This is a genomic window from Fulvivirga aurantia, from assembly GCF_009711475.1.
GTDB classification, from domain to species: Bacteria; Bacteroidota; Bacteroidia; order Cytophagales; family Cyclobacteriaceae; genus Fulvivirga; species Fulvivirga aurantia.
Map to the genome: position 1 here is coordinate 1 of NZ_SMMD01000898.1, position 14,593 is coordinate 14,593.

The 14,593-nt window shown below is 40.9% G+C and carries 5 protein-coding genes and 1 other RNA gene; 3 read left to right on the plus strand and 3 right to left on the minus strand.

Annotated elements, in window-relative coordinates; all coding sequences use genetic code 11:
• On the plus strand, window positions 1–1,472 hold a 1,472-nt coding region (locus tag E1176_RS15560; protein WP_155211707.1), incomplete at its 5' end, for a CHAT domain-containing protein.
• A gap of 29 nt (window positions 1,473–1,501) precedes the next feature.
• On the opposite strand, the gene E1176_RS15565 is transcribed toward E1176_RS15560, so the two are convergent.
• Window positions 1,502–2,782 carry a hypothetical protein gene (locus E1176_RS15565; RefSeq protein ID WP_155211709.1) on the minus strand — a complete coding sequence of 427 codons (1,281 nt, stop codon included), beginning with the start codon at window positions 2,780–2,782 and terminating at the stop codon, window positions 1,502–1,504.
• A gap of 92 nt (window positions 2,783–2,874) precedes the next feature.
• On the minus strand, window positions 2,875–3,672 hold the full coding sequence (locus E1176_RS15570; protein ID WP_155211711.1) for a DUF481 domain-containing protein: 798 nt from the start codon (window positions 3,670–3,672) through the stop codon (window positions 2,875–2,877).
• A 174-nt stretch (window positions 3,673–3,846) separates the two neighbouring features.
• Between E1176_RS15570 and E1176_RS15575 the strand changes: the two genes are divergently transcribed.
• Window positions 3,847–13,341, plus strand: a complete 9,495-nt coding sequence (locus E1176_RS15575; RefSeq protein ID WP_155211713.1) for a S8 family serine peptidase — start codon at window positions 3,847–3,849, stop codon at window positions 13,339–13,341.
• 109 nt (window positions 13,342–13,450) lie between these two features.
• Window positions 13,451–13,859: a transfer-messenger RNA gene (gene ssrA / locus E1176_RS15580) on the plus strand.
• Between the two features lie 344 nt (window positions 13,860–14,203).
• On the opposite strand, the gene E1176_RS20760 is transcribed toward ssrA, so the two are convergent.
• Window positions 14,204–14,593, minus strand: a 390-nt coding sequence (locus E1176_RS20760; protein ID WP_185152836.1) for a hypothetical protein, incomplete at its 5' end; no start/stop codon positions are given.

Here is a 14,593-nt window from a genome sequence, read left to right on the forward strand (position 1 = left end):
TGCTGGAAGATTTTAATCAAAAATCATTTCTTCTGGATAAAGGCATAGCCACTAATTGGCAATATGAGGCTGATAGTATGAAAACTCTAATGTCTGACCTGAGTGGCCGCATTAATACTCTAGCTGAAGATGAGCCGGCAGACAGTCTTTTTACAAAGCTCAAATTAGCCGAAGATTATTATGACTCATTACATACCCAAATTACGACTCATTTTCCTGAGTACTATCAACTTGCCTCATCCTCGTTCAAGTCTTTGAAAGAAGTGCAAGCTGCGATAAGTACAGATCAAAGTATACTTTCTTATTTCCTTGTTGAAAATAAAGTATATCTACTTGCTTCAAATTCCCAGGAATCAAAACTCGTAAAGATTGAGCTAGCAGAGAATTTTGGTGGCGAGGTAGTCGGCCTGATTAAGAAAATCAAAGACCCCGGATCATCACCAAAGAGCTTTAAAAGAGAACTTGAAGCACTTTATAAGCTATTAGTTAGCCCAGCAAATTCTATTATGGGTGAGACGGAAAGACTTTTAATTTTACCGGATAGCTATTTGAGTTATTTACCGTTTGATCTGCTTCTCACAGAAGAAATTACCTCTTCAAGTATTTCGGATTGGCCTTTTATGATCAAAAAATGGGCCATAGGGCATGACTTTTCTATGAGTATGCATTTGCAAACATCGAAGCTCAGCCATAATAATAATTTGGAGTATATGGGCTTTGCACCAACTTATACACAGGACTCGATCAAGGAATTAATGGTATATGAGCAAGATTCTAATTTTTTACTGGCAAATCGCAATTTAGGTAGATTGACCTATAACCAAAAGGAAGTAAAAGATGCGCAAACACTTTTTAATGGTGAAATTTTCTTAAACGATGCTGCAAATGAAGACCGATTTATGGTCGAGGCTGAAAAGGCTGGTATTTTACATTTGAGTATGCATGCATTTTACGATGAGAATAATGTCGACCATTCGGGGTTAGTATTTTCTGGCTATCGTCCTTACTCTATTATAGAGAAGGAAGATGGCTTCGTGCCGATGAAAAACATAGCAAACATGCAGTTAAGTGCATCTTTGGTTATTCTCAGTGCCTGTGAAACGGGTTATGGTCAGCTTGAAAAGGGGGAGGGAATAGCTTCAATAGGTCGAGCATTTAAGTATGCAGGTGCTCCTAGCATAACTATGAGTATGTGGTATGCTAATGACTGGTCTACTTATGAAATCATTGGTGATTTTAACGAGAACATAAAAAACGGAATGACCAAGGATCGGGCTATGCAAGAAGCCAAACTTGCTTATCTGCAGAATGCGGACGTAAATACAGCACATCCATTTTATTGGTCATCTTTTATAGTAAATGGTTCAATGGAATCGATGGAGTTTCCTTCTAATTTCAACTATTATTGGTTGCTGTTGGCGATAGCAGTGGGTTTGGTTGTGCTGATATTATTTATAAAGCTTAAATCTTAGCCAAAAGACCGTTCAGCTGTATCAGTACCTTATTCTTTATAAAAAGGAATATGTGCATAGTTCTTCCAAAACCAATTTTCAAGATTTACATCCAAATTGTGCAGTCCGGTTTCCAGATCAGAAATATTGATATAGGTCAGTACTCCACGATGTTGTGTGTTTCCATCCTTGTGAAACATCCACTGGTCAGTTGTTACCGGCTCACCATTAATTTCGATATTAAAAAATTTCTTCATGCACTCAAGCCGTAAGCTATCTGACTGTAACTCTTCCTCTATCTCATTATAGTTACAAAGACTTTTGATAGAATCTTCAAAGCTTATTCTATGGCTAATAAAAAGCCTTAGCACATCATCTTTTACAATGTCACTCTGAATAGTCGCTCTCTGGTCGATTCCTCCTTGCTGTGAGGTGCCGTAGTATTCGTAAGTAGAGAAGTGTTTTCTCTCAACGCCATACATCTCAAGCTGGCTCATCTGATATGAGACGGACGATCGGCCTACATTGATATTGATCATCGCATAGGTGATGAGGACAAACGCAACAAGAAAAGAGATCACTTTCCATCTTTTAAAATTACTGATGAGGATATAGTAGATACTTCTGTATAAACTACTCACAGTTACAAAGCTCATAAAAACATAAAACGGGTAATAGATCTTCCTTATAAACCTGATTTTCTTTAAAAGGCCCAGCGATAGAAAATCTAAGAGATAGATGGCTCCTAAGACCAGCATAGTTATGGCGTAGATTTTCCATGCTTGTGACAAATCGGAGTTGTAGGCCATGTCTGACCAACTATAATCAGTAATTGATAAAAACAGATAGAGTGGTAATAATACCGTGAGCGCAAGATAGAGATATGACGATAAGATGCTCATGAAAATCAAGTAACTGATACTGAATATCGAGCTACTGATTTTTTCGAGTTTAATAATCTGGTCAGTAAAATCAGGAATACGCTTTATGGAATGCTCAAATTTACCTTTATAGTTGAGCCGTTGATGGTTTATGCCTCGAGGAAAAACATAGCTTAGACCCACCAGACCAATCCAAATGCCTCTAAAAAATAGATGCAGAACAAGGCCAAAAGTCATCCATTGTATACCGGTAGTGATAATACCCACCAGATTATCAATATCACTGGTGTTGCCAAAAACTTCTCGTCTGTAGAATAATCTAAAATCCTGGAGATACTCCGGCAGTTGAATTAAACCATATAAAACAATACCAGAAATGAAAATTTCAGGTTCCCAACTGTTCTGCTGGGTTTTCTTTAGCCATTTGGGCAATTCACCAATTCTCGCCATTTATATGTTTCGATTAAAATGACAAGATAATTATTTTCTACATTTACCCTAAAAGATTATTTGCCCGATTTAGAGGAAATAGAGTTGGTTTATTAAAAATTAAATTTCAGTCCGTTGGTTAGTGAGTAGACAAAACCGTTGATCGGAATAATCGGCTTGTCTTCATATTGGGCGGAAAACGAAGTGAGAAAAGCTAACCTATCAGTTATTTTTACAGAAAGTACTGCGTCACCACTCACCCTATTTCTAAACACCTCACTTTCATTGTCATAGCCGCCCTGGTAGTACGTGATGATGCTAAAATTGACATAGTCATTGACCTTTATCTTTCCACTTATATAGTCTGAAGTTTTCCAGATTTCTTTTTCAATGATTTGACCATCCATTCTGATAGACTTCCAGTGTTCCTCTTCGTGCATAATGCCCAGGCCAAGGTGTAGTGAGGAGTTGCTAGATTCGGCAAGGTTTATTCTTATACCACCCCCTTGCAAAAACCTAAATGGCATATTTCTTCCATCATCATATTGAATTTGGGTAAACAGCTCGTAAGACAGCGTCTTCTTCCTCAATAAATTGACTCTAAAGTGTGCATAGCCGGTGCTGATCAATGGTCCTCCGGTAGAGGTAAAATAGTTGATACTATTGATAAGGATGTAAGCATGTTTATCACTTACATAAACTAAATCGGCATTTCCATTGAGCCCTTTAAAAATTACTTCTTCTTCAGCAGTAGTACTGCGGTTGTTGATATTGAAGCTGGCATCTACGCTTCCCATAAAGTATCCGGATGAGTCAGCATCTAAATTACCTTTGTCAACCTTTAAAATTTGACTATAAAGTACATGAGAGGTAAGCCATACGAATAAAAGCAGGGTGTATTTTTTTGTCATCCGGCAAAGTTAACTGATGAGGAAAAAACAGCAAAAGAAAAGGGTTAAGGAGAGGTGAGTCATATGCATGTTGCAACATATGATTCTGATGAAATTAAGAATAACGGAATAAAATATTACATAATGTACAAAATATAGAATTAATGCTTGCTATTATCTTTAAATAGTGCGACATTGAATATTCCGAAAAAGATCACGAACCCTAATTTACCACTTATGAACAACCACTACAGTCAGTGGAAGAGCTATGTTCTTCCACTATTTCTCGTATTGATCACATCCTTGTCTTCGTTGGCTCAAACTCAACAAGGAATCGTAAGGATCAAGCTCACGGAGGAGAAAGCAGCCTTCATGGAGCAAAGTAAAATGACCAGGTCTGACCTGGGATATGTACGCACAGGTGATGCCGGTTTAGATATGGCATTATCCACCTGTAAGGCCAATAATATGACGCGGGTATTTAGACCTGCAGGCAGATTTGAGGCTAAACACAGAAAGCATGGCCTGCATTTATGGTATGAGATTAAGTTTGACAAATCAACCAAAGTCTCAACAGCAGTAAGTGCTTTTGCTAATCTTGCCGATGTTCAGGTCTCTGAACCGGTTTATGAAAAAGAAATTATTGGTATTGATCGTGAAGCATTAAATGCTCGTGTAAGAGCGTTGGCTTCTGACCCTAACGACCCTCAGTATGGTAGCCAATGGCATTATGAAAACACAGGCCAAACAGGTGGTACTGTAGGTGCCGATATAAGTTGCCCAGAAGCATGGAGCCTGGAAACAGGTAAAAATGAGGTGATAGTAGCCGTTACAGATGGAGGTATCGATGTAGCTCACGAAGATCTTGCGGCCAATATGTGGGTAAATACAGGTGAGATTCCCGGCAATGGTGTAGATGATGATGGCAATGGGTATGTCGATGATATCAACGGGTATGGTTTTGGTGACAACTCAGGTACAATTCCTGCAGATTTTCATGGTACACACGTAGGTGGTACTGTGGCAGCCGTAACCAATAATGGTGTGGGTGTAGCAGGAGTAGCAGGAGGTGATGGCTCTGGCGATGGAGTAAGGTTAATGTCATGTGCTGCCTTTGGTCAGTTTAATGTAGGGGGCTTTGCCGAATCCTACACCTACGGGGCAGATATGGGAGCAGTTATTTCTCAGAATAGCTGGGGCTACACAAGCCCAAATGTTTTTGAGCAAGCTGTATTAGACGCTATTGATTATTTTATCGCAGAAGCTGGCTTCGATGAGTTTGGCAACCCTAACGGTACTATGCAAGGAGGTATTGTAATCTTTGCAGCAGGTAATGATGGTACTGATGACCAGTGGTATCCCGGAATTTACGAACCTATAGTAGCTGTAGGAGGTACCGATCACAATGATGATGAGTATGTATTTTCTAACCGAGGAGATTGGGTAGATGTGGCAGCTCCGGCAGTAAATGTTTTTAGCACATTACCTGGAAATAGCTATGGAAACTTAACAGGTACTTCAATGGCTTGCCCTCATGTCTCTGGGGTAGCAGGTCTTATTATTTCTCAAAATCTGGGAAGCCTTACACCAACACAGGTAAGAGCCAGAATAGAGCAAACTGCTGATCCACTTCCGGGCTTAGAGTTTCTGGGTACAGGTAGAGTAAACGCCTTTGCCGCCTTACAGCAAGACGATGGACAGCCACCACTGAATATAGATGATTTGTCAGTTGACGATAAGGACCTTTCAAGTGTAACACTCGGATGGACTGCACCGGCAGATCCTGGTAACGGATCGGCCACTTCGTATGAATTGCGTTACGCTACTTTTCCTTTAAATGCATCAAATTTTAATGCTGGAATAGAAGCTCCAGGAGTACCAAATGCTTCAGTGGCAGGTACACCCGAAGTTTTTAAGGTTAAAGGGCTTAGTCCATCTACTCAATATTATTTTGCTATAAAGTCAGCCGACTTTTTTGGTAATGTTTCCGGGATAAGTAATGTGGTGAATGCCACAACGGATGACCCACCAGTTGCAGGTGTTGATCCATCTTCACTTTTCTCTAATTTAACAACCGGAGAGTCTGAGGTTCAAAATCTAACAATTTCAAACACAGGAGATGGTCCTCTTGAGTTTGATATTTCATTGGGAGGAACAGTTTTTACTCCTTCTGGAGCAGTAACTACTACAAAGAATATTAAGCCACATTCAAAATTATTATCATCTACAAAGGCCTATGTCTCAAGCGATGTTGCCCCTTTGGCTGGTGATCAATATGCTACAGGTTTTGAGTCTATGTCTTTGGGAGATATAGACGGTCAAGAAGGTTGGTCTGCAGGTCTGCAAGATTGGAATGTAAGTAATGCAAACCCTTACTCTGGCAGTAATCATCTCAGAGCTGAGTCGGCAGAATTAGCCCCAGGAACTTCTTTTTCTTTAGCATTTAGCCCTAATGTGGGCGTGGGTTCTGAAGAGTATTCTTCAACCTCGGCTAAATTGAGTGTTGATAATAACGGTACTTCATGGCAATATATCCCTCAATCACCTTCGGCTGAGTTTATAGTAACTCGTGTAAGTTTCGATGCTGACGGATCGATCTCGGTATATGACGGTGATGTTGGTGACTTTGTGGCCCTTTCAGCAACAGTGCCTACAGGTTATTTTGACCTGAAATTGGTGGTGCACCGAGCTAATTTTGACATGAATTTATTCATTAATAATGAACTTGTTTATGTTGGAAAGGCAGTAACTGGTGATATAGAGCAGGTTGTGCTGCTGTCTCCTATGGAGCAGAATGGCAATTTATTTATGATGGATGACATGTCTATCTATGATGGTGAATTAGACACCTTTCCTTTCTTATCAATAAGTCCTGACTCTGGTGAGGTGCCACCAAATAGTGATCAGGTAGTAGCAGTTACTTTTGATGCTGCAGGTCTATTCGGAGGAACTTATGAAAACGAAATACTGATTAAAACCAATGACCCTGCTAATCCTTCATTCAACGTGCCTGCAACTCTGAATGTAACAGGTACAGGAAAGCCGGTTATAAGTGTAGACCCGACTTCAGTTAGCTTCCCAGATACTTTCGTGGGAGGTGCATCTACTGCTGATGTAGAGATTGCCAACGAAGGAACAGAAATTTTGGTGGTTAGTGATCTAACCACTGTTGGTGACTTTAATGTTATAGGTAACACGTCATTCAATATTTTACCATTTCAGTCAGAGACTGTTACATTAGAATTTGCTCCAACAGCACTTGGTTTAGACGATGGAGCATTGATTATCTCTAACAACGATACTGATAATACAAATTATGAAGTGTCGTTAACAGGAGAAGGAGTTGAAGCACCTCAAATTAGTGTCGATCCCGCGTCTTTTACCGTAGAATTAGAAGAAGGTGCCAGTACTACTGAGACTATGACCATTACTAATAATGGGGTGGCTGATCTTGAATTTAGTATTGAAACGAGTGAAGCATCCTCAGCTTCAACCACTTCAGTCGCTATATCTCCAGTGAGTAAAATTGCTGGTACATCTGCAGCTACTAAACAAAAGCAAGCAAATAGCTTCGCGGGTAGAACGGCAACGTTTGATGCGAAACTGAGCTCATCAACCCTAAACGTACTTATCCTTACCCCGGATGAAGACGTTACAGATTTAGGAGCAACATTATCAGCCTTTTCTGATTTAAATGTATCTATATATCCTAAAGCTAGTTTGCCTGGCATTTCCCTGGCAGATCTTACACCATTTGATGTGGTGATGACCACTAATAATACACAGTGGTTGGCCTCAGGCTCCGTAGATCCTGCAGTGGTTGGTGATTTGCTGGCAGATTATATAGATCAAGGGGGTAAAGTAGTAGCTAACTGCTTTGCTTATGACTATGATGCCTGGTCGCTGGCCGGTCGATTTATAGATGAACAATATGGGCCTTTCACAGGTACTACAACAGACTTTTTCGGAAGTACTTCTTTAGGAACTGTACATGCTCCGGATCATCCGATCATGGATGGTGTTGTGAGCATCGGAAATGATTATTTATGGCAAAACCCATCTTTGGCGCCTGGAGCTACTCATCTTGCAGATTGGAATGATGGAAATGTTTTCGCTGCAGCTAATGACAATGTTGTAGCCCTTAATATCCTTCCTAGTGATGGAAATGGAATACCTGGTTGGTCAGGTGATCTGCCAACGCTTTATCATAACGCTATTGTCTGGCTTTCCGGAAGTGGTTTTATTTCTACCGATGTAGAATCGGGTGTATTGGCTCAGGGAGAGTCAGTTGAAGTGCAGGTGACCATCAGCGCGGCTTCTTTAGATGCCGGATTGTACTCTGGTTCGATCGATATTTCTTCAAACGACCCAACCAACGCTATTTTATCTGTACCAGTCGAGCTTACAGTCTTAGGGCCGGTAATTGACGTGAACCCTGAAGAGATGGAGGTTACAGTTATAAAAGGCCTTTCCGAAAGCAGAACCTTAACTATTTCAAATAATGGATCTGTTGATGCTGAGTTTGTAATTGATATTGTCAATAGCTCGCCAGATGCCGGTACAAGTATGGTGGTTGATAATTCTCCACCAAGAATAAATGCGTTTGCAGGAAGCATGATAAACTATGCTGCAGCTGTAGAGAAGGTGAATGTATCTTCATCGGCAGCTGGAGACGAGGTGTATAGTACAGGATTCGAAAACTTCTCTGTAGGTAATATCAATGGCCAACAGGGATGGACGGGTCAATTTGGAAATTGGAGAGTAGAATCAGATGATCCTAAAAGTGGTAATAACCATTTTCAGGGATTATCAGATGGTCTTGGTCAATCGGTTGCATACACCCCACAATTATCTATGGCAGGTGAAGCAGTTACTTCAGCTTCTATGGACGTCTACCTTGAAGAAGGGGCCTCTTGGTGGATTTCTACTGAATCTACTTTAGCCATCAATGGTAGAATTATTTTTGACCCGGATGGTAATGTAGTAGTGGTTTCAGATGATGGAATTGGCGGAGCTAATCTTGATACATTGGCTTACACAATACCATCCGACTACTTTAATTTGGCTTTCGAAGTGGATAAAACTTCAGGAAACTTTAAGCTATTTATAAACAGCACTGAGGTTTTCGAAGGAAAAGCATTTTCTACAGATATAGAGTTTGTGGTAGTTCTTTCACTTATGGAGACATTTGGCCCTGTATTTAATATGGATAATGTTAATGTTTACGAGGGTAGATATGTACCTGAGTTCATCACATTATCTCAGGAGGCAGGCATAATACCTGTAGGATCCAGTGTCGATATCGAAGTTAATTTCGATGGGTCAAAAACACCTTTTGGCACATACTACAGAGATTTACACGTGTTGGTAAACGGAGGTTCTGAGCCCGAAGCGGTAGTTGCCACTACATTTAATGTTACTGGTGATGCTGCTATTGAAGTTACCCCTCAGGTTCTTGAGCAAGTTGTAAATTATCAAGAATCTGAAAATCGTGAGTTTTTAATTAAGAATACCGGAGGCCAGTCTTTGGACTTTTCTATTTCAGTATTGGGTGCAGATCTTGCAGGTCAGGATATGGCATTTGCCCAATCAACCAGAGCTGAAATCGGAGGTGCTAAGTATGAGCAATATATGGCTCACCGTACTGAGCAACCATCGGTAGGGGGCGTTACTCAATTAATGGTTGGTGAAACCTTATTTGAGGAGGATTTTGATGGTGGCACATTCCCTCCAACAGGTTGGTCTGTGATAGACAATGAAGGTTCCGGCCTGCAATGGGATGTGTTAAGTGTCCATGGTATGGAAAACTGGTGTGGATCAGGAGATGCAGCTTCTGTAAACAGTGATGCCAATCAGGGTGTGGAGTTTGATACAGAACTACACACGCCAGTTATTGACATAGAAGGTCGTACCGGTATCGCGGTGCAATACAATGTCAACTACATCAACTTTATTGGTCTAGACTTTTTAGATCTCGATGTAACCACCGACAATGGGGCTACCTGGACAAATGTGCTTAGGTGGAATGAATCTCACGGATCATTCTTTACCAGCCCTGGTGAGCTGGTAACACTCGAGTTAGACGATTATGTAGCTGGTGCCTCTTCTATGCAATTAAGATGGAGATACTACGACCCTAATTCAGGAGATTGGGATTACTATGTACAAATCGATGATGTAAAAATTATGGCAGATGCCAATGCCTGGCTTACTGTAAGTCCGTCTGCAGGCATCGTACCAGTTGGTCAAAACTTGCCGGTACAAGTAACTTTTGATGCTTCGAAGGTAGATCCTGACGAATATTTTGCAGGTATTTTAGTGAATAGCAATGCATCTAACGCTCCTGTTGCTTCTGTTTTTGCAATAATGGAAGTACTTGAGCCTGCCGAGATCGAGGTAAATCCTTCATCTATGGAAGAGCTACTTGTTAGTGGATTCTCCAGCACGCAAACGCTATCCATTACCAATAATGGCGAAAGTGTGCTGAGGTATAACCTGGGTGGCTTTGCTAAAGATGCAAAGGTTGTATCTGTGAGTAAAAAGCCAGCAGATAGAATTATCACTCCAGTGCGAAGTGACCGATATGATGGCGAACTCTACCAGGGCATTGAAGCCATAGTTGTAGATAGAAGCAAGAGAAGTGCATCTATGCCTGTTTATGGTACAGATTTCGAAAGTTTTGCTCCGGGAGATATCGATGGACAAGATGGTTGGTTTGCACAATATGGCAACTGGACCATTGAGTCAGATACGCCTGAGAGCGGATTGCAGCATTTCAGAGGATTATCAGATGGTTTAGGGCAATCAGTGGCCATCACACCAAATGTCGGTATCGGATCTGAAGCGACTTCTAGCTTTAGTACTGATGTGAAAGTAGATGGAACAGGAGTAACCTGGCAAATGATACCTCAATCAACTACAGCTGAGCTGGTAGTAACAAGATTACAGGTAAATCCTGATGGTAGTGTCGATGCACTGATTGATGACGGTGCTGGCAACCCTGTATTTGATCAGGTGTCACCGGCTTTACCTACAGGATACTTTAAGCTTATGCTTGAGGTAGATAGAACTACTGCTGTATTCAATATTTATGTTGATGGTACCATGGTTTATACAGGTCAGGGATTTGCAGGAGATATTGAGGAGATTGTGATTTTATCACTTATGGAGGCGAGTGGCCCTACGATGGACCTTGATGACATGAATATTTGGGATGGTTTACCACCAGTTCCGTTTATCAGTACAAATCCTGAGTTTGGTAATGTGGCATCTGGTGAAACAGTAGAAATAGAAGTGACATTTGATGCTTCTAATCTGGAAAAGGGTATTTATACAGATGAAATCATTGTCTTCAATAACGACCCTGATAACCCTGAAGTGGTGATTCCGGTAACACTAGAGGTGATAAATCCTCCTGCGCTTGAAGTTGACCCAGAGTCGATAGAGAGTTTTGTATTGTTAGGTACTACCAAAGATCACACAGTAACAATTACCAATACTGGTGAGGCTAACTTAAGATTTGGGTTTGCGGGATTTGGAGAAGCTCCTACACCGGGTGTTTTTGCTCAAACTCACACTGAGCTGTCAGACTCACAATTGTCTAAACAGCAAAAAGATGATGCAGGCTCTCGACCACAGACTTACGCCAAACCGGTAACCTTCATGGAAGGTGAACAAATTCTGTTTGAAGGATTTGAAGGTGACTTCCCACCAGCTGGCTGGTCGGTTGTAGACAATGAAGGAAATGGGGTAGTTTGGGAGTCAAGCGATTCTAACTACACAGGAGGAAGCGGTAAATCTGCATTGGCAGATAGCGATGCTGCCGGTACACTAGAGTACGATACAGAGCTAATTACACCTGTAATAGATGTAGATGGAAAAACTGGCGTGGTAGTTCAATATTATGTCAACTATCAAAACTTCTTAAACAACGACTTCTTAGATGTTGATATTACCACAGATGGAGGTACCAGCTGGACTAATGTACTAAGCTGGAATGAAGATCATGGTAGTTTACGTAACCTGCCAGGTGAGTTTGTAAGTCTTGAGCTTGATGATTATATCTCTGGCGCTGAGTCTATGCAATTGAGATGGCATTATTACAATCCGAATACCGGAGATTTTGACTGGTATGCACAAATTGATGAAGTTGAAATCATTTATGCTGGTGTTCAATGGCTTACACTTGATCCCGGACAAGGTGTGATAGGCGAGGGTGAATCACTAGAAGTGACGGTAACCTTTGACGCAACTGAAGTTGAGCCAGGTACTTATAACAAAGAGTTGTTATTACTTACAAATGTGCCTGATGAACCTGAGAAAGTCTTGAATATGACTATGCATGCCGTAATCATAGAAGATTTAGAGTTGGCCTCTACTTGTTCTGACAATCCTGACGAGCAACGCAGATGGGAAGTAAACAACCCTAACGCTTTTGAAGTGGATGCATTCTGGTTTGTAGTAGGATCTGCCGAAGGTGATAGTATTACTATGGCTCCGGGTGTAAATTATTTCTACAGCCCAACACAGACAGACAGACCAAATACTGTAAAAGTAAAATGGTTAGACCACACTGGTGCAACTCAGGAAGCTGTCTCAGAAAGCTCTGGCTTGCCTTGTCTGGTGGAGGATTTGAACCTTACTTCGGTTTGTAGCAATAATCCAGATCTATTCAGAAGATGGAGAGTGAGAAACCCTAATCCATTTGTTGTGATGGTAAACTGGTATGTGGTAGGCACTTCACAGTCAGGCATTCTTTATGCAGAAGGAGATTCAGACACCTTCTTCTTTACTGAGGCAATTCCTGGTTCACCAAATACTACTAAAATTGTATGGATTGACGAAAACGGAGATGAACAAGAGAAAGTTAAAGCATCAGGTGGGGAGATATGTGATATCGACAATTCTTGCTACGGTGGAGAGGTCATTGCTTTTGATCAAGGATTACGTAAGAAAGGTACGATCGTACCTCCGAGAAGAAGTATACCAGAAAATGCTTTAGGCTTACCTGAGGAAAATGACGAAATCAATTTTGTCTCATTAGGAATTGGAGGATCTTTAGTTATTAAACTCAATAGCATTGTGGTAGATCAACCAGGCAACGACTTCATGGTAGTTGAGACATCTTTTAATGATGTTGGTGACCCATGTGAGACCTACCCAGAAATGGCAGATGTTTATGTGTCTATCGATGGAGAATCATTCTATTTGTTGGGAACAGCTTGTAAGGATACCGAGTTTGATATAGCTACAAGTGGCTTGCTTGAGATAGAGTACGTTAAGTTTGTGGATGTAACAGACGTGAATGCCAATCATATAGGACCTGCTGCTGATGGGTTTGATGTTGATGGTATTTATTGTATCAATGCCCACTACTCTGCTGCAGTTCAAAGATCATTTGGAGAGATGGCTAATGTAGTAGCTGATGAAGAATCTGAAGAGTTGGTAGCATTCCCTAATCCGTTTAGAGAGCAGATTGCTGTAAAATCAAAAGTTGAAAAAGAAGGACGCTATATCATTAGAGTTCATGATATTTTTGGCTCTTTGGTTGCAGAGCAAGTAGTGATTGCATCTCATGGACAGATCGAAGGAGAAATAAATGCAGTAAATATCTCTAGAGGTACATATACTGTGACGGTAATTTCTGAAGATGAATCTTACAGAAGTTCACATATTCTAATCAAGAATTAACGTTGGCTAATTTCTAATTTAAAATAAAGACCGGAGTGATCCGGTCTTTATTTTTTATGCGAACTTAATTAGCCATATATTTGTAATCCGATTACAACGTAATCCATCTGGGGCCGACCGGTTTCGACAGGATGTGTGGTTACGTGTGTAAGCATGCAGGCTCATGAGATGAGAGCCTCGAAAGATAATCTCACAACACAATTGGCGAATCTAATTACGCCATGGCTGCCTAATCATAACTCAGATGTTATGATTGACAGGCTTAAACGGTCACTGCCAAAGCAGGACCGAGCCACATTCCACGAAACCTCTGTTCTGTAGGTTTTGATTTTGGAGTGTCGATAAACAGGACTAGTGCAGGCAGGGTTGTGATGCCTGTGCGAAACTCATCGCAACTAAGGTTGAGTTTGGTTGCTACCTACCTAGCTTAACTCGAAAATCAGAAGTGTAGCTAAGCATGTAGAAGACACGATAGTTGCCTTCACTGGACGAGAGTTCGAATCTCTCCGGCTCCACGATCAAGCGCAGCTGGTCTGCGATAAAATTTAGAAAGTCCACCAAGTTTTACTTGAGTGGACTTTTTTGATTTTAGCGCTTGTACTGACAAGGACAGTCAGCTGCATTTGCAGGACTGGCGTCATTAGAGATCAATAATATTAATCTCTCCGGCTCCACAAATAGAAAAAGCTACCCGAAGGGTGGCTTTTTCTATTTGTTAGAATCAGTGCATTACGAGCTCGAGTAGAGAGTTTGAAATCGAGCACCAGCGAGATTCACGAGGGGTTGTGCGGCATGGCGGTGTGTATGAGTAATCTCTCCGGCTTCACGATCAAGTGGGATCATTAGAGACCAATGAATAAAATTAAGTGTTACTTGTAAGAGTGGTAGTTAATGTTTCGCCTAGCTTACTTGAGAACAGTCCAATAACTATTCCGCCAAGGTAATCTTCCACACTTAGTGTTATAGGCAAGTTAAAGTCACTGGTTCTTTGTAATAACAAGATTACTGCGCTCGACACGATTATACCAAAAATAAAATTTACTATACCAGCCCATAGTAAGCTTAGTGTAAACTGAATATTTTCTTTTCTATCGACCTTAAAATAACTATGTTTTTTAATTTGAAGAATCGCAATGAATAGGCTAAGTAAAAATGAGCCTATGACACCACCAGCTAGAATTGACCATAGGGGAGGTTCAAAATACACCGACTCTTCTCCACTAAAAAAGTATTTTCTTCGACTAACAGGATC